Raw genomic sequence first — 21,215 nt, 5'->3', positions numbered from 1 at the left:
ATGAACAGTAAAATAAGATCCGTATTTTTTATATGCCTGGGGCTTCTTTTCGGAATGTCTGTAATGTATATTTACAACAATTTTATTGCAGATAAAAAAAGTCAGCCAGATCCGGTAAAAAAGGAAACTGTAAATTATGGCAGTACTTCTTCGGAAAATCAGTACAATGCTTCATCTACTCAGGTTTCCATTGACCAGCTGACTGAAGAAAAGACGGTGATCAGCTATGTGAAACAGAATCATAAGCTGCCGGATTATTATATCACTAAAAATGAAGCAAGAAAGCAGGGATGGAATCCTTCCAAAGCAAACCTCTGTGATGTACTTCCCGGAAAAGCTATTGGCGGTGATAAATTCGGAAACAGAGAAGGACGTTTGCCGGATGGAGATAAATACTTTGAAGCAGATGTAAACTATCATTGTGGCGGAAGAAATGCTGACCGCATCATTTACACTCAGAATGGAGAAGTATACCTTACCAAAAACCATTATAAAAGTTTTGAAAAACAATAATGAGTAGATAAGACATAGTCATTGCGAGGAACGCAGTGACGAAGCAATCTTTAAAAAATCACAGGTGAAAGCAGGTTTTGTTTATATCATGACGAATAAGAATCATACAACTCTTTATACAGGAGTTACTTCAAATCTGCCTAAACGTGTTCAGCAGCATAAAGAATCATATTATTCTCAAAGTTTTACCTCAAGATATAATTTGTACTTACTTGTGTATTGGGAATCCTTTCAGGAAATAGGTGATGCTATATTTAGGGAAAAACAAATAAAAGCAGGCTCAAGACAAAAGAAACTGGATTTAATTAATAATATAAATCCTGATTGGAAAGACCTTACAGATGACATTGAAAATATTATGGATGTTTTCTGAGATTGCTTTGTCGCAGAGCTCCTCGCAATGACTAATGTATAATTTGCATTTAGATAGTTATAAATATTAATTTTGAAAAATATTAGATTTCTTTACCTTTTAATTGTGTTGCTTCTGGCATACTCATGCTCGGAAAAGAAAGATATAGTAAAAGAAAAAGTAGAAAAGCCAGCCGTCACCATACTCATACAGCCGTTTACAGATATTAAACCGGAAACTGTAGCAAAAGTAGCTGAAGGGATAAAAAATGTATATCCGAATGTAAAAGTTCTGGATCCTATAGACTTTCCGGAAAATACATATTATAAAGAGAGAAACCGGTATAGAGCAGATTCAATCATTAAATTCTTACATAAGGAAACAAAAGAGGGTTTTGTTACAATTGGTTTGACCTCAAAGGATATCAGTGCCACCAGAGGAAAGATAAAAGACTTCGGAATCATGGGATTGGGTTATAGACCAGGAAAGGCTTGTGTAGCGTCAAAGTTCAGGCTGAGTAAAGAAAATTCAGATGAACAGTTTTATAAAATAGCCATTCATGAGCTTGGGCATACACAAGGGCTGCCACATTGCCCTGAAAAAATGTGTTTTATGAGAGATGCAGAAGGCAAAAATCCTACTAATGAAGAAACAGATTTCTGCAATAAATGCAAAACTTTTTTAATCAATAAAAATTGGAAATTTAGTTCAATATGAAGACAGTATATATAGATTTTACAGACATAGGTGACTATGAAGATTTTTACGCTCAGTTAAAGGAAAAAATTCAGCTTCCTGAACATTTTGGCGATAATCTTGATGCACTTTTTGATACCATCACCGGAGACATGGAAATGCCACTCCACCTGGAATTCGTAAACCTGACCGTAGATCAGCTGGAGATTTTCGAAGATCTGCTGACCACTCTTGAAGATGCCGAAGAAGAAGAAGAGGACTTTAGCTTTAGCTACTATCTTGAGCAGTATGAAGACGATGAGGATGTAGAATCGGAAGACGAAGAATAAAAAAACAAGGCTGTTTCATATGTTGAAACAGCTTTTTTTATGCTGAAATATGCAGAATGTTGTTATCACACCATGTCAAGGTTTTAAACCTTGACATGGTGTAGAAAATTCTTTATTACAAGAATGAAGAATCAAAATAAAAAGGCAGCAGGTCTTTCACTGCACGCACTTTTACAACCTCTTCGTTCATGCTTGAGAAATAAAGGTCTATATCCTCATGCTGTTTGGTTTCATACTCTATCAGACTCTGACGGCATGCTCCACAAGGTGGAATTGGTGGATTCTTTTCATGAAATTCTTTAGGACCCCCTACAACGAAGATCTTTTTTATTTTCACATTCGGAAAGTTGGCGGCTACCCAAAAAAGAGTAGTTCTTTCTGCACAGAGTCCTGATGGGTAGGCAGCATTTTCCTGGTTATTCCCAGAGTAGATTTCTCCATTTTCCAATAATACGGAGCATCCTACCAGAAACTGGGAATAAGGTGCATAAGCATTCTCACGAGCCTCTTTGGCTCTTTCAAATAATTTATTTTCGATATCACTCAGTTCACTGCTATTTTTAAAATATTCGTAACTGATCTGTATGTCTTTTTTCATATATTGTAGACTAAAAAAGGGGGGTAAAATTAGTTCTTTTTAATGAGGTAGGCAATATTTTATTCTTCCGTAAGAAGTTCAATTTTTTAAAAGAATAAAATGTTATATACACCGATAAAATTCAGGAATGTAGAGTTAAAAAACAGATGGGTAATGTCTCCCATGTGTATGTATTCATGTGAAAACGGAGAAGCTAATGACTTTCATTTTGTACACTACGGAAGCAGATCACAAGGCGGTACAGGTCTGCTGATTGTGGAAGCTACCGGAGTAGTACCAGAAGGAAGAATCACCAATCACTGCATGGGAATCTGGAATGATGAACAGGCAGGGAAATTACAAAGAATTGTAGAATTTGTTCATAAAAATTCCGATAGTAAAATAGGAATCCAGCTGGCTCATGCCGGAAGAAAAGGATCAACATGGAATAACCTGCAGATTTCTATTGAAGAAGGCTGGGAAACCGTTGCCCCAAGTCCTATTCCATATCACCCAACAGAAAGAATTCCGCACGTATTGAGTACCGATGAGGTAAAAGAACTGGTTCAGGACTTTAGAAAAGCGGCCAGACGAGCAGTGAAAGCTGGTTTTGATAGTATTGAAATTCACGGAGCACACGGATATCTGATTCATCAGTTTCTGTCACCACTTTCCAATATCAGAACAGACGAATACGGAGGAAGTTTTGAAAACAGAATCAGATTTCTGATCGAGATAGTAGATGCTGTTAATGAAGAGTTAAATGAAAATATAGCTCTTTTCGTAAGAATTTCCGGGACCGAATATGCAGAGAACGGCTGGGATATTCAAAGCAGTGTAGAATTGGCGAAAATTTTAAAAGAACACGCTGTGGATCTTGTTGATGTATCCAGCGGAGGAAATATTCATGGCGCAAAAATTTCGGTTTTCGATGGCTATCAGGTTCCTTTTTCATCACAGGTGAGAAATGAAGCTGGTGTAAAGACAGGAGCTGTGGGCTTGATAACCAAAGTGGAGCAAGCTGAGGAAATTCTTCAGAAAGGCGATGCAGACCTTATCTTTGTAGCAAGAGAGATTCTTAGAAATCCATATATTGCCATTCAGGGATCTTTTGAAATGAATGAAGACTGCTTTTTCCCCCATCAGTATACCAGAGCTAAAATTTCCTCTTAGGTAATGGAAAACTCAGAAAAACTCAGAAATGGATATTGAAGATTTCATGCTTACCTGCCCCAGTAAAAAATTCCTTGGGGTAGAATGTCTGGGATGTGGTGCCCAGAGAGCAATTGTACTTGTATTTGAAGGGAAGTTTTCTGAAGCTTTTCAAATGTATCCTGCCGTATATACTTTATTATTGTTTTTTTTTACCCTTGGCCTGAGCTTTATTGATAAAAAAAGAAAATACAGCAATATTTTAATGGGAATGGTCATTATTAACCTTATTATTATGGTAATTGGTTATGGGTATAAGCATTATTAATTTCACAAAAAAGAATGCTGAGGACTTGATATTGAGTAAAATGTATATGTTGGTTTTCTGTCGTAAGTGGGTTTAGAAGGGTTTTGTAGGAAATTTTCAATGCAAAATAAAATATTTTAGTTTAAAATTCTAAAATTGATTTTTAATTCGAAATTTTGATAAATGTCGTAGAACTACTACAATTTATGAAACTGTTATCCAAAAACTTTTTAAATTAGAACATGAAGTCTATCTTTGTTATATAAATCCTATATCAGGGAAGAGTTGTTAATGATTAAAATTTAAGAATATGGCAGGAAATTCAAGAGGAATCTTAAAATTCAATGGAGGAGAAGGTCAGAAGTTATTAAAGCTTAACTACAGCGTATCAAGATCTACAGACATTTCAGGACGTGTAGCATCTGATCCGTCAAACGCATTAATTAAAGTAACCATTGAAGCAACAGAAAAATCTGATGTTTTAGAAAGTTTACTGAACAGCAAATATAAGCCTACAAGCGGAGAAATAAACTTTAATAAATCTCACGAAGAAGGAACATTGATCTCTTTGAAATGGGAAAACGGATATGTTATCCAGCATGAAGTAGACTTTGATGCAGTGGACAGCAACAATATGCTGATCAGCTTTGTAGTAAGTGCTGAAAGCATTACATATGGAAACTCATCTTATGACGGACTTTGGCCAATGAGCTAGGTCTTTCATGAGTAAAAAATAAAAGACTGTCCTTAATAAGACGGTCTTTTTTTACCTTAGACTATATTCAGTAGGAACTTCTGTTTTTGTTTTTAAATTCCCGTCCCATTGAATAATCGTTTAGAAAACTAATCAAATCACTAAAAAATATGTCAAATACACCTGGAAAATCACAAGCGACGTCTTTTCGTCCCACGCAGAATGCAGATGGTATTTCCGAAAACCATCATACAGGTATCAACCGTTTGGTAAAGCTATCTCTTGTTATAGAAGGGAAAATTATCAAGTATTATAAGCATTTTAAGCTTAAACAAAGTACCAGACGACATCACGAATTTACGCTTACACTGGCACATGATACCCTGGGAGACAGGCAGACCCATTCATTGGAAGAAGCCAATAAGTTTCTTGGAAAAAGACTTACAGCTGTTATTTCCTATAAAGATATAGACAACAGCCCGGAAAGAACTTTTGTAGGAGTGATTACCGGAGTAGGATTCAGCCAGGAACAAATGAGCTTAGGAAATATTGTCCTTACCGGATACAGCCCAACCATTCTTCTTGATGGAGCGCCCCATATCCAGAGTTTTGGAGGCGCGCAGTCTGTGAATGTAGGAATCATTGCAGAAGAAGTGATCAAACAGGGAATTGACAAAAGCCGTTTTGATATCAGGGTAGATGCCAATAATTTTTCTCAGATTATCTACAGCAGCCAGTATGATGAAACCCATTATAACTACCTGGCAAGAATGGCTGAAGCTTATGGTGAACAGTTCTACTATGACGGTGAAGTCTTACACTTCGGAAAACTTCCTGCTCAGAACAAGCCCATAACTCTTACGTACGGAAGCAGTGCTAATGATATAAAAGTGGAATTGAAAGCTGTACATACCAAGCCGCAATTCTATGGCTACAACAGTAATAAAAACGAAAGACTGACTTCCGGTTCAACACCCATCAAACATGTGGGCGATCTGGCAAAAACAGCATACAACCACAACGAGTCTATTTATAAAACTCCGGCTTTACAGATGGCTCCCATCAAAGCTACCACACACCTTGATGTTGAGTATTCTCAGAAAAGTGCTTCTGGAAGTGAGGCTGTCAATGTTTTTTCCATTTCAGGAAATACAACAGTTCCTTTCCTGCATCCGGGATGTGTAGCTGATGTGCAGATGCGTAAACAGGATTCCAATGAAACCTCCTATTTTACAAGGATAATGATTACAGAAGCAGAACATGAAATTGACACCATAGGTCATTACAATGGAAGCTTCATAGGAATAGCAGCAGACACAGGATTTCTTCCAAAACCTGAATATACCCTTCCAAAAGCTGAACCGCAGACTGCCACCGTAATTTCCAATACAGATCCCGAAGGACAGGGAAGAATACAGGTAAGATTTGACTGGCAGACCAATGATACCACTCATTTTATCCGTATGATGAGCCCTGATGCAGGAGGAACAGATCAGATTACCCAAAACCGTGGGTATGTAGCCATTCCGGAAGTAGGAGATCAGGTGATGGTTAATTTTGTTCACAGTCATCCGGACAGACCTTTCGTAATGGGAGGAATGTTCCATGGAGGAATTGCTTTAGGAGGAGGAGTAAACAATCACCTTAAGTCAATTCAAACCAGAAGCGGGATCAGGATTTTGATGAATGATGAAGAAGGAAGTGTAACCATCCTTGATCCAAGTGGAAATACGTATTTCATGGACGGACAGGGAAATATCAGCATGAAAGCACCTAAAAACTTTACTTTAAATGCAGGTGATAATATCAATATCACAGCTGGAAAAGAAATTTCGATAGGAGCGGGAGCAAGTATTACGAGCACAGCGAACGATAATATTATTTCTATCGCAGGAAAAGATATGAAACTTACGGCTTCGGGAGATATCACAGAAACTTCCGATACCAGAACAGAAATGATTGAAAAAGAATTCAAGAGACAATCTGAAACATCCAACGAAATAGCAGGCGAAATTTCTATGTTCAGCGAACTGGAAAATATGACCATGCAGAGTGGAAAGATCGTAGAATTCAATAGTGCTGAAAAATCTAAACTTTTCTGATATGGCCATCATAAAGACAGCAACCAATCTGCGCATTACAGTTAAAGATTCATATCATCTGAGCGTAGGAAAAAAGGTGGAGAAAATAGCGAAGAAAATCAATGTGGAAGCACACAGAGATAATCTGGTTTTAGCGAGTAACAAGAAGATTATGTCCCATGGTCATAAGTAAATATAACATACTGATTCTTTTTATAGTATGCTGTTTCTCATTAACGAATTGTCAGAATAAAAAAATGGAAGAAAAATACAATTGGCTGGGAACCGTTTCTGCCCCACAGGAATATCCGATGGAAGTGTATGAAGGAGCTATTGTGGCTGATGATTTCACTTACGGTTTTGATGCAATCTGGGGAACACAGAATACCGGATGGGGAAAAGAAGGAGGAACGATGAACGTCACCACCGAAAGGATGGATGCGCCCCATCAGCTGGAATTCACATGGTATTCTTTGGTCGAGAAAAAATTCTATACCGGAAAATGGAATCTGGATAAAGAAAAGATAAAAAAACTTTTTGATGAAGGATTTGTAGATCAGGATACGAAAAAGAAATCTACTTACACCTCCTTTGTTGTAGGATTAGCTCCACAGGGAAAAGTTGTCCTTTGGATGAAAGGAGCGGGAAATCAGAAAGAAATAGGTGCTTTTCAGGCTCATGATACTGTTATTACCAAAGAAAAGGCATACGATAATGCTCAATATATGCTGAAAGAAGGCTTTGCAGACAGAATGCTGAAAGATCCGTCTTATAAGACATTCAAGCCGGAAGTTCGTGAAAAGATTGAAAAAGAAGGATATCCTGCAGCTGACATCTATACCATATACAGAGAGAAATACAACTGGAAACCTTCAGTAGTTCTTCCGGAAGGAGCAACATGGATAGATTTTGGTTTTACCAATTATAACGGAGAACAGGAAAATCTTTTTGATCAGAGTTTAAAAGAGAATACTTATAAAAGCAGAGCTATTCCTGGATTCTGCGGTTTTTACTGGAAAGATAAAAACAACAACAGATATGCAGTATGGATAGACTCTTTTGATGATAAAGAAATATTTGATTTATTTCAAAAATTAGGCAAAGACAAAAACATTGACCTTACCATTAAAGTAAATGAAGACAATACTAAAGTTTTAGTCTCCTTAGAATCTGAAAAAGAAAAACTGGCTGTTACCAAAGCAAAAATCAGAGTATCCCGAAAGATAGAATCATAGCATTCAATCAGTCAATTTAAAAACAAGAACTATGCACAACAATCAATTTGGAAGTTATACACCATCTGTATCCAAAGAGGAAGTACTGGATATTACCATTGGGATTTTTTTTGACGGAACCCTGAATAATAAGACCAATACAGACGAAAGAAAAAAAGGTACAGAAGCCCATAAAAAACATGGTGGAAAATCTTCAGACAATACCAGCTACAACAATGACTGGAGTAATGTAGCCCGTATGTGGGATAATTATGATAAAAACTTCGGCATTTATATAGAAGGTATTGGTACAGAAGACAAAGAAGGAGATGCTACGCTGGGATATGCATTCGGAACCGGAGAAACCGGTATCAGATCGAAAGTAAGAAAAGGCTGTGAAGAAATTGTAAAAAAGGTAAAAACCATCAAAGGAGAAAAGAAAGCCGATAGAATAGCGGTTCTTACTTTTGATGTATTCGGATTTAGCCGTGGAGCCGCCGCCGCCCGTAATTTTGTATACGAAATTGGAAGAGCAAAATATAAAGCCACCTCACGTACAATTTCAAACGAAGCAGTCTCAGTGACAACCTATTCAGATGATGATGGTAAAAGTGTTGCTGGAGAAGAGCTTCCAAAATGGGGACATTTAGGCCTTAAACTCGAAGAAGCCGGAATAAAGATCGACGTTTTGAAAGTGAGATTTCTGGGAATTTACGATACCGTTTCTTCCTATTCAAAATACCTGTCGCCAGTACCCAATTTCAGCAATGACGTAGAAGAACTGAGCCTGAATGAAATAGGGGCTGCCCAAACTATAATTCACTTTACCGCAGAAGATGAACACAGGGAAAACTTTGACCTGACAAGTATACATATCGGAACTGAAAAAACATTCCCCGGAGTACACTGCGACGTAGGAGGAGCTTATGAAAACGGACAGGAAACATGGGAAGAAGTGGAAACTTCATGGACAACCAGTACCAAATTAAAAGCATTAAAAACAGAACTTGAAACCGAAGGATGGTATCACAAAGGTCAGCTTACTATTACGCCCGGATTCTATCTATCACTAAGAGGAACACGCTATCTGCTAAAGACATACAGTTACATTCCTTTACATTTTATGGCGGAATATGCTATAGATAAAAACCTTCCTATAACGGCAAAAAAGCTGACAGACGATAAATATTCTATTTTGGATGATCAGTTTTTAATAGGAATAAAAGACCGTCTCAGGTCTTATGTAATGGGGGATGGTAAACCTTACTCCTTCAAACATTTTAAAGCGCTGCGTGATGCTTATGGAGGAAACGAAATCCCTGAAGGCCGTCAGGCAGCTTACCAGAAAGAAGTAAAGGAACAGGACGATTTAAGAAAACTTCGTCATGAATACCTTCACTGGTCAGCAAGAAGAGAAGGAATTGGTATGGATCCGAGACCGAACAGAGAAAGGGTTATTCATTCATAATAAAATATCATATAAAGAAAGAAAAATTGAAGCAGGGACATTTTTATGCAGAAATACAACATACATACCGTTCAGAAAGATGAAACTTTAAAAAGTATAGCCTCGCTGTACGGGTTGGATAAAGATGCATTGAAACTCTTTCACAATAATCATTGCGCTGTTAAGGATATGATCCTGATCAACCTTAACGGGCAGAAAGAAATTTTTGTTCCCAGAACGGCAGTTGCAGATAAAAACAGTCTGGTAAAATTCGGAAGAGGAAACAGTCTTGTTTTCCAGCCGGAAACTTCGGTGCGGAAATACAGTGTTGTCATTACCATTGAAAAAGGAGAAAATAAAAGCGAATTAAAATATGAAACATCAATTCGCTGGCTGAAAACAGAGAAAGGACGCCATTTTTTTGAGATAGACAGAACATCAAACCTTTACCTCAATGAAGAAGAAGTCAATGAAATTGCAGATCTTCTGGCATACAGAACCTCTAAGATTTTATACCCTCTACAGATCAGTACAGATGAACAGGGGAAGTTTGAAGCAGTGGAAAATGCTGAGGTGTTTATCAAAAGATGGCCGGCCGTTAAAGAAGAATTGTATAAAGAATTTGATGGCGAAACCGTAGATGAATACTGTGGAAAGATTGAAAAAGTGATCAGCCAGCCTGAAGCAATAGATCTTTACCTTAAAAATGATTATTTCATCCGGGCTCTGTTCTTTGGGATATACCAACGTTTCGGACCGGATTATACAACCGAAATAATGACCAATTTTCCGGTAGTAGATAATGCGATTGAACCCAAATACAAGATAGCATTACAAACAGATCCGCTAAAAGCAGAAACAGGTCTGATCACTGTAGAAGGATCAGGAAAATTATATGAAGAAAGAGATATTGATGACTTTATAAGAAGATCACCTTTTTCATTGATTATAGAAGACGAACCTGTGATGAATGAAGAAGGAACTTTCAGAATAATAAGCTATATGAAAGGAGAAACGTCATTGCCGGAATCTCTTTATCTGGAATGCAGTATTATGCTGCAGGAAGAGAAAAAGATTTCAGTGTCAGTTTCAGGAATTGATGAAAATTAAATTACCATTTCACTAAAGATAAAATTAATATGGCAGAAAAACATATTGTAGTACAGGGCGCCATGTGCAAATGCCAGTTCGGACAGGTTCCGGATAAGCTTAAAGTACTTACACACCAAAAAGAATATGCCAATGATAAAAGCGCTTCCAAAAAACTGATCGTTACTACGAAAGAAATAGGAGCAGCCACATTTGAAAAAAATACATTCGGAAACTGTACCAAAATGGGAGTTCCGCCGCCACCCTGCAAGATCATGGTTACAGAATGGCAGAAGTTCTATGATAAAGTACAGCTCAGCAATGGCGGATATATCATTGTAGAAGACAGCAAAGCCGTATGTGCTATTGCCGGAACTCCTTGTATTGAGATTATAGACCACGGACAGAGAGCAGAAGCCAGCCAGCAGAACTTTAAAAATGCAGATAAAGACGTCCAACAGCAGATCAATCCGTTGGTGGATTCCGAAGAAATGTATAACGAGCAGCCTTCAGGAGGAGGTCAGGATGGTGCAATCTAAATGATAAAAAAATGGCAAAAGGCGTAAAGAAAATAAAAGTTGTAAGTGGGCTTTATTACCCTAAAATGTCGGTATTAGGGCAAAGGGTTACCATAAAGCCGGATCAGTGGGTGCAATTTGGGGTTGATGATTGGCTGCCGGGCACTACAGATGCAGACAAAAAGAAACCTCTTATCTGGATGAGGCAGAACAACAGCAGAAAAATTATTATCAATCAGGTATCCTCCGCAGGCGGGTACAAATTTTTAATGGATAAACAATACTGCGGAAGCTATCATTTTTATATTGAAGCAAGTCTTTCAGGAGTAAGAGATACTAAAAATAATACAGGATTGTATGTGAAAGGCTGGTGTGACCCCTTAATTGTAAGCAGCAAGTGGTCTACGCAAAAAAACAGCAAAAGCATCAAAAACAATAAAAAGACCGAGTTTATCTCCTACGGACATATTGTACACCTGAACCTCATGACAGAAGGTCTGAATGGAAATACAGTCAGTATTGAACTATGGAACCAGCAATCAGCAAAAAAAGATAAACTGGTACATACCTACAACAGTGTAGAGGTAATTGACGGTGAAGTCAATCTGAAAATAGAAAATACATTTGCCTGGATGGCCTATGTAGACAACATTCAGAATGTAGAAGAATTTTATGTTAAAGTAAAAGATACAGCATCAAAACAATACATCAAAGATAAAATTGGTGACAATCTTCATGCTATCTATCTGAATGTAAAAAATAAAATAGTTACCACCAATACCAACGGAGCTCAAAACCAGACGCCCACCAAAGTATATAAACCGGATGTAAGCTCTGTAAGGCTTGAGCCATGTAAGTTTGAGGTCATCAAAATCACTGAAAATGAAACAAAGGACGGCCAGGCCAGCAATACAACCGTTAAAGTATTTGACAACGGAAACGGTGTCAAACTGATAAAATCTGCTGCTTTACAGGAACAGATTCAGCGAACAATTTTTTATAAATTTGATTCTACGGTCATTGATAAAGACGGGGTTGCTATACTGAATAATGTTCTCAAATTCCTTCTCGAGCATAAAGATGCCACCATGAATCTCAGTGGCTATGCCTGCGTTATAGGAAAACAGAATTACAATAAAGGACTTTCCCAAAGAAGAGCCGATGTCGTAAAAAAGTTCTTTGCAGATGGAGGGCTGGATCCAAGAAGGATTATCTCGGTAGGAAAAGGAGAAGTAGATCCTACAGATGATAAAAAAGGTAGAGATAATGTGAAATACAAAAATGAGAAAGACTATGAAAACAACCGTAGAGTAGATATCTCATTTGTATTCAACGCTCATGATGCCCAAACGATAAGCTATGAAGTGGTGGCACCAAGCGTATCTACAAAGAAAAATCTGGTCATTGATATTACAGGTTTTCAAACCAATGAATGCTTCAGAGACAGTAAAGGAAAACATAAAAAGCAAACCTTGCTTGTAGACGTAGGTCAGGCAATAGATAAAGGAGATACCGTAAAAACATTTACCACACCTTCATTTAGTTATGGTGTATATTCAAACCTGTCCAGAGTCAGTGCTTTTCCAATAGAATATATCTGGCCTTCAGCCACCAACCCGAATCAGTTTCATTTACATGTTCACAGCTGCAGATATTTCAGCAATGAAAAAAGAACAACAGTACTGATTAAAGCTTATCCCGATATTAAATGGGAACTTGCTCTAGAGTTTTTGGTGAATGTTTCTAATTACAAAGCGGCCAATATGCCGCCCGGATCTGTTTATGCAAAACACCAGGAAAAATCCAGACAGGCAGGATACAACAGAATGAGAATGAACGAAACCGGAAAAGTTCCGATTTCAATAGGAGTAGGATTATCCGCTGAATGGGATGCCGGGAGAGAAAAGAGAAGCTTTACCAATGAATTTGCAGATAAAATTAAACTGGTAGCAAGAATGATTGCCACCGCTGTAAATATTGTACAAAATGCAATCAATTATGCGCAAAGTGCAGCAAAAGAAACAGCAATACCGGTAGGTTTCAATGTCAGATATCCAAAATTTACAGTCGTAGGAAAATGGTATCTGGAAAGAGTGAATGAAAGAAATACACTCAGCGTAATCGGTGAAGTAGGCTTTGGATTTAAACCCCTGATCGGAGCTGAGGTGGTCATAGATATCCTGGGAGCTGCTATTGCGGCAGCCTCTTATGGAGCTACAGGAAACCCGGCCGCTGCCAGAATTATAAATAAATTCCGTGGAGGATTAGAAAAATTAGGTGCTTCGGTAACCTTTACAGCAACTTTCTATGGCGAACTGGAAATAATGGTAGATGCCCTGAAAATTGACAGTATCAACGGGATCAATATGCAGGGGAAAACCACCATTGGAGGAAAAATGGGGGCCACCATTGAACTCAGTGTAAGTGTCGAGATTGGGACCGTAAAAGGAACCAAATCAAAACCGATTATGACGTTTAAAGCCGCTGCAAAAGCCGATTCTTACTTTGGAGGAGATATTGTACTGGATTCAGATTCCAAAGGATTATTCATACAGCCGATCCTGAAATTTTCAGGAGTAGTTCTTTCAGTAGAAATAGAAGGAGAAATTGGCTGGTGGAAAAGTAATTTTAAAGTAGAAGAAAAAGCAATAAAAGAAGAAACTTTCTACCTGGAAAAAAAATATTTAACTTAAATTGACGTATGCATAATTTAAAAAAACCATTATATTCTGTATATCCGAGACTGTACTGCTCAGGAACCATTTACGTAAATGATGTTCCTGTTATAGACTGGTACGGAGACGAAACAAAAGAAGGAGGATTCGGAGGTGATACAATGATTAATCAGGCATTGCTTCAGAGCGGGAAATATAAAGTGACCGGGAAAATGTATCCTCGTTTAGGAAAAAATATTCTGGATGAAGATGATATGATGTCCATCGATTTCTTCTGCGCAGAGCTTGAGAACTGGAAGGCTTCAAGATCTGCTTTTCATCCCAAAATAGAATCTCCGTGGGATGGACTGAGTGACAATATCAAATATCCTCATTTTGAAATCGCAGGCGAAATAGAAGTCGAGCTCCCCTTTGTGCTGGAAGGATGGCAGAACTCAGTAGACTTGAAAGACATCAAAAAAGAAGACCTTTTCAGCGATGTTTTTAAATATTATAAGCAGATCAGAACAGTACTGCAAAGTCATAATGCCGGAAAATACCTGGAAATGTCACAGGACAAAATGAAACTGCAGGAACAGGCTTTATACTATACAGAAGAAAGAAAAAAAAGATTTTTAGAAAGTGCAGACCAATTATTTTCTCAAAACCTGGAAGTGGAAGAACTTCATGAATCAGATCTGCAGCTTGAGGTAATGGGATATGGAAAATTGGTAAGGCTCATGAGAAAAGACGGCTCACAGCCATTGCAGTTCAAAAGCTCAGATATTGAAAAACAAAGCAATATAGAAATGGAAGTGAAACTTCATATGAAAACAAAAGAAAAAGGCTTTAGTATTATTTAATCATTGAAAATGACTTTTTTAGGATATTTTACAGCAGTTATTATTATATTTTCTCTGTATATAGGGTATAAAATCTTCACGAAATTTGCTGCAAACAGAGATCAGTCAGGAAAAAAAGGAGGCCTTCTGGAGAAAGCCTTCCTTCTTTTTATCATTTCAATCATAATGATTTCTGTAAATGCAATGGCATTTGTACTGTCATACAATTTTTTCTGGGAAAAAGCTTACAGAACCTTTGATGAGCCTCAATTTGAAGCAACTGTAGTGGGATACAAAAAAGAAATTACAAAGTTTAAAAACTTTTCAACCTCTACCTACAGAGATAAAGTAATTTTCTTTCCGAAAGTAGAATATACAGATAACAATGGGGGAAAGGTGACAAAAACACTGGACATTACAAGTGATTCTCCACCCGCTTTGGGACAGAAACTAAAGATAACAGATAAAGCAGGGAAGGATACTACAAATGCTCTTCAGCTGGATTGGGTAATGTTTGCTGCTGGCTGTATTTTTACAGGATTTGCCGCATTTTTTGCTTCCTTAATTTCTACCTACACCACATCATATCCTATGAAAAAAAGAATAGCTTTTTCATCCAAACTTGCATTATTGCTTATTTTCATCAATATTTCCTGTATAGTATTCATATATTTGAAATCATAAAGAATAGTTTAAAAAGAAAGGTGTAATAAAGAATTATAGTAATCATCAAAATATAAAGTAGTATGAAAAAAGCAAGAATTCTGATATTGATTTTTGTAGTATTGATCAATATCTGTTGTGGAAATAAATCATTTGACCTTTCATCAGTTGCATTAGGTGATGATGCAAAGAAGTATGACTTTGAAAACAAAGATTTATTTATGAAAGATGCCGCAAAAGCAGATATCATTCAATACTATGCTGATGAAAACAAAGGAGTAACCTACGGAAATATACCCTTAGACAATACCATGGGTACAAGAATTACAGTATACAAAGGGAAAGTGGGAGCTGTAGATACCAATGCTGCAGAAAAATACTCTCTGGAATTTGTAGAAAAAATAGTAAAAAAACATGGTAATCCTACAGCTTCTATCACCGATAAAGCAACCGTAGATGCCAAACTTGTAAAGCCAATTTTTGAAAAGCTTAAAAAACTTTCTCCCGAAAAAGTGTCATGGGATCAAAATCAAAAAAATGCCTTTACTTATCCAACTTCTTTCTTCTGGGATGATGGTAAAAATTATTCCATACTCAGTATCTCCATTGAAGATGACGGAAAAATAAGAAACAAATACATTTCCGTTACGAAAGATGCGTATCGTAATAATGCCGTATTTGGATTAAAATATCCGACACCTCCTGCTTCTCCGTGGTATAAATACATGAACTAAATAATTCTGAAGTCAGTTAGAAAAATAAAAATAGTACCGAAGTAAGACATTAAATACAATAACTTTACAAAAGTATTCATCGGATTTTTGAAAAGTAAAGTGTTCAGACAAAGTAGATGGGAAATAAGAAAGGAAGATCATATACAGGATATATTATTCTGGGAATAATAGCATCATTTTTTATTTATTTTATATTATGGGTTATCTTCAAAGAAAAAATGCCATTCCATGAATATGCTTTTGAAATTGCCAATAACTATGACAGCTATGCGGAAAAGGCAATCATTCTGATTCCCTTGGTGGTTTTCATCCTCATTTTTATTGCTTTAATGAAACCTAATGCTGCAAAACGTTTTTTACGCCTGCAGTCATCACTTCCCACCTCAAAAATCCATTCAGTAGCAAAAGGTCTGGCAGAGATTGAAGGAACATTGGTGATGAAGAATCCTTTATTCTCACCCGTGAAGAACGAAGTTTGTATTGGATATTACTATACTATTGAAAATATTGACAGAGATTCGGATGGTAAAGAGACATACAGAACCGTTCATAGAGAAACGCAGTGCAATATCTTCCAGGTTACAGATAATACAGGAACAATTGATGTAGAGCCGGAAGGAATAGAGCTGGTTTTATTAGAAGAAACCAATATAAGCAGCCACAGCGGTAAAAGATACAAAGAAACCCTTTTAAAAGATGGTCAGAAGATGCTGTTGGTAGGATATGCCGATGCTGAAAACGGAGTACCTTTCATAAGAAAAGATGATCATTATAAAATTCTGGGGATTACTTCATCATCAGGAATCAGTGTCTGGAACAAATATCAGCCGCTGTTGAGATCATTTATGTTTACCTGCTCCGTTATCTTGTTAATAATTATTTATATACTCATACAATAATGAATCAGATTGTCGCAATCATATTACTTATCCTGCTGGGGGTAGTTATTATCAGTTTTTTGATCAATCTGTACAACAAATTGGTCATGCTCAAATTTAACGTTGACAAAGCCTACGGCAATATTGATGTGGTGCTGAAACAGCGTGCAGATGAAATTCCCAATCTGGTAACGGTAGCCAAGCACTTTATGAACTATGAAGAAAAGCTGTTGACGCGTCTTACAGAACTCAGAACTTTTTATAACAACACTACAGATGCAGACCAAAGAACAGCCTTAGCCAATGAAACTTCAAAGGCTTTGTCTTCATTCTTTGCCGTTTCTGAGAACTATCCCGAACTGAAATCCAATAATAATTTTCTGGAGCTTCAGAAGAGAGTTTCCGAGTTGGAGAACAAAATAGCAGACAGAAGAGAGTTTTTTAATGACAGCGTTAATCTTTACAACATAGGAATTCATGAATTTCCAAATGTTATATTAGCAAAAATGCTTGCGTATAAAGACAAAACATTACTGGAAATAACAGATTCTGAAAAACAATATAATGGAGTTCAGTTTTAATACTTTTTTCGGATTAGAAAGCAAAATAGCAGACTTCCCGGAAGTCACCATATTCGGAGCCATGTTTCTGCCTCTGCTATTATTTATTCCGGTTACATTGATAGGCTGGATATTCAGAAAGCTTAAGTTCAATATGTATATCATTCATGTATTGATGTATACATTGCTTTTTACATTTATATTGGGAGCTCTTACCATATTTGTACTTTTCTTTATTACAGACAAAAATGGAGTGAAATTAGCGTATTGCTGGCTTACGGTCTTTACCGGAATGTTCATTTTCAGTTTAATCAACGCCAATACCATTACTAAGATGTTTACCGATTGGTCTAAAATAATTAAAGACAGACAGAATCAGTAATTGTTAAAACAAAACACTTAATATGATGAAAATAGCAAAAGTTCTGATATTGATTTTTGTAGTATTGATCAATATCTGTTGTGGAAATAAATCCTTTGACCTTTCATCAGTTTCATTAGGTGATGATGCAAAGAAGTATGACTTTGAAAACAAAGATTTATTTATGAAAGATGCTGCAAAAGCAGATATCATTCAATACTATGCTGATGAAAATAAAGGAGTAATCTACGGAAATATACCCTTAGACAATACGATGGGTACAAGAATTACAGTATACAAAGGGAAAGTAGGAGCTATCGATACCAATGCCGCTGAAAAATATTCTCTGGAGTTTGTAGAAAAAATAGTGAAAAAACATGGAAACCCTACCGCTGCCATTACAGATAAAGCAGCTGTAGATACAAAATTTGTAAAACCGATTTTTGAAAAACTTAAAAAAGTTTCCCCGGAGAAAGTTTCCTGGAGTCAAAATGAGAAAAACACCTTTACTTATCCAACCTCTTTCTTCTGGGATGATGGGAAGAATTATTCCATATTAAGTATCTCTGTTGAAAATGACGGAAGAATAAGAAATAAGTACATTTCCGTGACCAAAGAAGCCTATCACAATAATGCCGTTTTTGGATTAAAATACCCAACGCCACAGGAATCTCCATGGTATAAGTATATGAAGTAGAAGTTGCACTCAGAGAAGAAAAAGAAAATAAAAAAACAAGAATACGATAAATAAAAACCAGGTTTCAAATACTTGAATCGCTTTTTTTCTGTTGTATTCTTATAACCAGGTACTAACACTAACATTATGAAAAATTTGAAATATGTATTAATACCAGTAATCTGCCTGGGGCTTATATCATGTAACCAGCAGAAAAATAAAGATACTGAATTGGTGCTTGAAACGAAGGGAAGTACTCAGACGGAGCCTTTTAATCTCGCTCAAATTAAAACCGGACAAAACATTAATGAGATTTTAAAATCTGCAGGAGCAACAGCCAAAGAAGCAGTACGTACCAGTGAAGTAACCCTTATCGGAAATGAAAAACTTGCTTTTTCATCAAAAGAACTATTGCATTTCAATGGAATAGATCTGGAAGGAAAAAATAATAAAAATACCAATAAAGTAATTTTACACTTCGGAAAAGTAGATCAGGAAATTGGACCTCTTGCCAATGAAAAAGAAGACGAATTGGGAATGTATCAGCTTGATATCTATACTGAACAGGAAAAAACAGCCCTTCTGGATAACTTAAACAAAACACTTCAGAAACCCAGTTTTGATACCATACATGAAGGTTTTGAATCAGAAGTTAAAGATAATGAGATCATCCAGACTCAGAATAAACTCAGACAGGAAGTGGCTATCTGGAGAAACAAAGATATGCTCTATTACTATTGCGAAACCAAAATAGACAACAGACCGGACGAATACCGCTGTAACCTTTTTGTGTTCAAAAATAAAGAATGGAAAGACCTTTTGAAAGGATCAGGATATCCGGATCTGGATAAAATCTCTCTATAAGATTCGCTTCGTCAAATCAACTTGCTGATTCTTTTTTACTCTCTGAAAATGTAAATCAGTCAGATAAAGTCTTTGAGTTGAAAAATCTACTCAATTCAAAATTTGTGGAGTATTAAAAATAAGAAATGCCGATCTGTTTGAGACCGGCATTTTATATAAAGTTGATAGTTGAATTATTTTACCAAAAACTGCATCGTAGTCTGATCCAGTTTCAAAATATAAATTCCCTGACCAAGATTTCTTGTTTTAATAGAATTTCCATTTCTGAAAGGCTGATCAATCGTCTGAAGAACTTTCCCCTGAAGATTATAAATTTCAGCTTTTTTTACATTTTGAAGATCTCCTTTTACAAAAATTTCCTGATTAGTGATTGGATTTGGAGAGATTTTAAAACTCTTAGCTGAGGTTTCCAAGGCTGTACTTTGAGCCATCCTTGCAGCAGCTCCAGAATAGCATGTCCAGGAAAGGTCATCAATGGCAACTCTGTTGCTCGTTGAGTTATTCACAAGGCTTACCACTACATTTCCGGAAACGTTGATATTATTGATGGTAGTGGTTGCTGTTGTTGCTCCGTAAGGAATAGTTCCTACACTGGTTCCGTTTACTTTTACATCAAACGTACCATTAGATCCTGTAAATTTCAGCTGTGTTGTCACCGTTAAAGAACCAATACCATTCGCAGAACTTCCTGATGTTAAAGAACCGTTTCTTACCGTTATCGCTTTATTGTTAATAGTCTGGTCTGTTCTTGCATCCGTTGCCGTCCATGAAATACCGCCGTTGCTCCATGTTTTACTTGAATAAGTAGAGCTGGCTGCAGGAATTGTTTCAAAAGTTTCATTGGCACAATTGGTTCCTGGAGTAGTACCTCCTGAATTGGTAGTACCGGAAACCGTTGAACTGTTGGAGGACGAATTTCCAGCCGCATCTTTTGCTACAACATAAAAGCTGTACGTAGTAGAAGGAGTAAGTCCTGAAATAGTGGTTGAAGTTGAGCTTACCGTAGTTTTCAGACTTCCGTCCATATAAACATTGTAAGCCGTTACCCCTACATTATCCGTAGAAGCATTCCAGGCAAGGGAAATACTGCTGGAAGTTTTTCCTGAAACATTCAGACCTGTTGCTGTAGTAGGTGCCTGAGTATCACCTGAAGGCTGCTGAGAACCCCAGATAAGACTTACGTAATTCGGGTTATCAATAAATGGATTTCTGTTACCCTGGAAAGTATAAGATGCATTATTTCTTTTGATCTCAGCCTGGGAAACAGGATCCTGATTATGCCATGCCAGAAGAACATTCAGCTCCCATGTCTGTAATCCCGGGAATGTAGAACTTCCTAGCATGTTTCCTGAGGAGAAAGTAGACAATTTACTCTGATAACGGGTTACAAAATAGAAAATCATACGCGCCACATCTCCTTTAAACTCATCAATCGGCTCGAAAACCGTCCCCGCATACCCTGAAGAAGCTGACGTTCCAAGCTTTGATCCGTTCTGTGAAGTAAATGAAGCACTTCCTACCTTTCCGAAAGGGTAATTACTTCTCATTCCGTTTACTTTCCCGTCTGTAGCTCTGATAAAGTGAATATCAGCAACCATTGGAGAAGCCTGGCTAAAAAGACTTTGAGGAACAATATGTTCTCTGTTATAGCAATTTCCTTCTGTAGAATAAGTTCCACACTGGTTGGTTCCAGGAGTATACTTATAAGGATCTGCACCTACAGGTTTTTCAGAATAAATATCAAGGATAGAACCGTCATTTTCATAATCCTTATCAATATCAGTGGTTTTATAAGCAGTCCACAGACCTCCGTAACCTTTGTCCATATGTCCGCTGGTAATAATGCTGCTTAATTCTGTTTTCAGTGCTGCGCCACTCAATCCGTTAGCAGAATTGTAATATCCTGCAGGAGCCTGAGCGTGGGCAAGTCCCGCAAATAGAGAAAATAAAATAACTTTTTTCATATAATATTAAGTTTAAACAAGAATAACACATTTTCGTGAATAAAAAATTA

24 protein-coding genes are annotated in these 21,215 nt (G+C 36.9%); 22 read left to right on the top strand and 2 right to left on the bottom strand.

Annotation, left to right across the window (positions count from 1 at the left end; translation table 11 throughout):
• The 4 genes from AC57AW_RS20095 (at nt 1) to AC57AW_RS20080 (ending at nt 1,890) form a co-directional block, all read left to right on the top strand.
• On the top strand, nt 1-513 hold the full coding sequence (locus AC57AW_RS20095; protein WP_496353308.1) for a ribonuclease domain-containing protein: 513 nt from the start codon (nt 1-3) through the stop codon (nt 511-513).
• Between the two features lie 64 nt (nt 514-577).
• Nucleotides 578-886 carry a GIY-YIG nuclease family protein gene (locus AC57AW_RS20090; protein WP_496353307.1) on the top strand — a complete coding sequence of 103 codons (309 nt, stop codon included), beginning with the start codon at nt 578-580 and terminating at the stop codon, nt 884-886.
• Between the two features lie 72 nt (nt 887-958).
• Entirely contained in the window at nt 959-1,582 is a 624-nt protein-coding gene (locus tag AC57AW_RS20085; protein ID WP_496353306.1) for a Zn-dependent protease, read from the top strand.
• Nucleotides 1,579-1,890 carry a barstar family protein gene (locus tag AC57AW_RS20080; RefSeq protein WP_496353305.1) on the top strand — a complete coding sequence of 104 codons (312 nt, stop codon included), beginning with the start codon at nt 1,579-1,581 and terminating at the stop codon, nt 1,888-1,890. The genes AC57AW_RS20085 and AC57AW_RS20080 overlap by 4 nt, the downstream gene beginning before the upstream one ends.
• Nucleotides 1,891-2,005: 115 nt before the next feature.
• Here AC57AW_RS20080 and AC57AW_RS20075 read toward each other — a convergent pair whose 3' ends face one another.
• Nucleotides 2,006-2,488 (bottom strand): cytidine deaminase, encoded by a 483-nt coding sequence (locus AC57AW_RS20075; protein ID WP_318846920.1) that lies wholly within the window; start codon nt 2,486-2,488, stop codon nt 2,006-2,008.
• A gap of 99 nt (nt 2,489-2,587) precedes the next feature.
• Here AC57AW_RS20075 and namA point away from each other — a divergent pair, with 99 nt between their 5' ends.
• The 18 genes from namA (at nt 2,588) to AC57AW_RS19985 (ending at nt 19,201) form a co-directional block, all read left to right on the top strand.
• Nucleotides 2,588-3,640 carry an NADPH dehydrogenase NamA gene (gene namA / locus AC57AW_RS20070; RefSeq protein ID WP_496353304.1) on the top strand — a complete coding sequence of 351 codons (1,053 nt, stop codon included), beginning with the start codon at nt 2,588-2,590 and terminating at the stop codon, nt 3,638-3,640.
• A gap of 28 nt (nt 3,641-3,668) precedes the next feature.
• On the top strand, nt 3,669-3,947 hold the full coding sequence (locus tag AC57AW_RS20065; RefSeq protein WP_318846922.1) for a DUF2752 domain-containing protein: 279 nt from the start codon (nt 3,669-3,671) through the stop codon (nt 3,945-3,947).
• A 289-nt stretch (nt 3,948-4,236) separates the two neighbouring features.
• Nucleotides 4,237-4,641 (top strand): type VI secretion system tube protein TssD, encoded by a 405-nt coding sequence (gene tssD, locus AC57AW_RS20060; protein ID WP_142718533.1) that lies wholly within the window; start codon nt 4,237-4,239, stop codon nt 4,639-4,641.
• 149 nt (nt 4,642-4,790) lie between these two features.
• On the top strand, nt 4,791-6,722 hold the full coding sequence (locus AC57AW_RS20055) for a type VI secretion system Vgr family protein (protein WP_318846923.1): 1,932 nt from the start codon (nt 4,791-4,793) through the stop codon (nt 6,720-6,722).
• A 1-nt stretch (nt 6,723) separates the two neighbouring features.
• A complete protein-coding gene (locus AC57AW_RS20050; RefSeq protein ID WP_156106421.1) occupies nt 6,724-6,894 on the top strand; it encodes a hypothetical protein in 171 nt (56 codons plus the stop codon).
• Between the two features lie 64 nt (nt 6,895-6,958).
• Nucleotides 6,959-7,936: a DUF2931 family protein gene (locus AC57AW_RS20045; RefSeq protein WP_496353303.1), complete on the top strand. Its 978-nt coding sequence runs from the start codon at nt 6,959-6,961 to the stop codon at nt 7,934-7,936.
• Nucleotides 7,937-7,967: 31 nt separating this feature from the next.
• Nucleotides 7,968-9,383 (top strand): T6SS phospholipase effector Tle1-like catalytic domain-containing protein, encoded by a 1,416-nt coding sequence (locus tag AC57AW_RS20040; RefSeq protein ID WP_496353302.1) that lies wholly within the window; start codon nt 7,968-7,970, stop codon nt 9,381-9,383.
• 45 nt (nt 9,384-9,428) lie between these two features.
• On the top strand, nt 9,429-10,472 hold the full coding sequence (locus AC57AW_RS20035) for a hypothetical protein (protein WP_496353301.1): 1,044 nt from the start codon (nt 9,429-9,431) through the stop codon (nt 10,470-10,472).
• A 29-nt stretch (nt 10,473-10,501) separates the two neighbouring features.
• Nucleotides 10,502-10,990 carry a DUF4280 domain-containing protein gene (locus AC57AW_RS20030; RefSeq protein WP_047387258.1) on the top strand — a complete coding sequence of 163 codons (489 nt, stop codon included), beginning with the start codon at nt 10,502-10,504 and terminating at the stop codon, nt 10,988-10,990.
• Between the two features lie 11 nt (nt 10,991-11,001).
• A complete protein-coding gene (locus AC57AW_RS20025) occupies nt 11,002-13,662 on the top strand; it encodes an OmpA family protein (protein WP_496353300.1) in 2,661 nt (886 codons plus the stop codon).
• A gap of 8 nt (nt 13,663-13,670) precedes the next feature.
• Nucleotides 13,671-14,486 (top strand): hypothetical protein, encoded by an 816-nt coding sequence (locus tag AC57AW_RS20020; RefSeq protein ID WP_496353299.1) that lies wholly within the window; start codon nt 13,671-13,673, stop codon nt 14,484-14,486.
• Between the two features lie 9 nt (nt 14,487-14,495).
• Complete coding sequence (locus AC57AW_RS20015) at nt 14,496-15,149, top strand: hypothetical protein (RefSeq protein WP_496353298.1); 654 nt, start codon at nt 14,496-14,498, stop codon at nt 15,147-15,149.
• Between the two features lie 62 nt (nt 15,150-15,211).
• A complete protein-coding gene (locus AC57AW_RS20010; protein ID WP_496353297.1) occupies nt 15,212-15,862 on the top strand; it encodes a hypothetical protein in 651 nt (216 codons plus the stop codon).
• Between the two features lie 116 nt (nt 15,863-15,978).
• Nucleotides 15,979-16,761, top strand: coding sequence for a hypothetical protein (locus AC57AW_RS20005; protein ID WP_496353296.1), 783 nt, complete (start codon nt 15,979-15,981; stop codon nt 16,759-16,761).
• Nucleotides 16,761-17,321: a LemA family protein gene (locus AC57AW_RS20000; protein WP_496353295.1), complete on the top strand. Its 561-nt coding sequence runs from the start codon at nt 16,761-16,763 to the stop codon at nt 17,319-17,321. Before AC57AW_RS20005 ends, AC57AW_RS20000 begins: the two co-directional genes overlap by 1 nt.
• Nucleotides 17,305-17,682: a hypothetical protein gene (locus AC57AW_RS19995; RefSeq protein WP_496353294.1), complete on the top strand. Its 378-nt coding sequence runs from the start codon at nt 17,305-17,307 to the stop codon at nt 17,680-17,682. The genes AC57AW_RS20000 and AC57AW_RS19995 overlap by 17 nt, the downstream gene beginning before the upstream one ends.
• A gap of 22 nt (nt 17,683-17,704) precedes the next feature.
• Nucleotides 17,705-18,358 (top strand): hypothetical protein, encoded by a 654-nt coding sequence (locus tag AC57AW_RS19990; protein WP_496353293.1) that lies wholly within the window; start codon nt 17,705-17,707, stop codon nt 18,356-18,358.
• A 126-nt stretch (nt 18,359-18,484) separates the two neighbouring features.
• The gene (locus tag AC57AW_RS19985) at nt 18,485-19,201 is read left to right on the top strand and encodes a hypothetical protein (RefSeq protein ID WP_496353292.1); all 717 of its coding nucleotides are present in this window, start codon (nt 18,485-18,487) and stop codon (nt 19,199-19,201) included.
• A gap of 173 nt (nt 19,202-19,374) precedes the next feature.
• Here AC57AW_RS19985 and AC57AW_RS19980 read toward each other — a convergent pair whose 3' ends face one another.
• Nucleotides 19,375-21,165, bottom strand: a complete 1,791-nt coding sequence (locus AC57AW_RS19980) for an endonuclease (RefSeq protein WP_496353291.1) — start codon at nt 21,163-21,165, stop codon at nt 19,375-19,377.
• Between the last annotated feature and the right edge of the window lie 50 nt (nt 21,166-21,215).

It is taken from the genome of Chryseobacterium sp. BGA-UO-ETr-SB22 (genome assembly GCF_059567885.1).
This window is presented reverse-complemented; position numbering and strand designations above follow the sequence as displayed.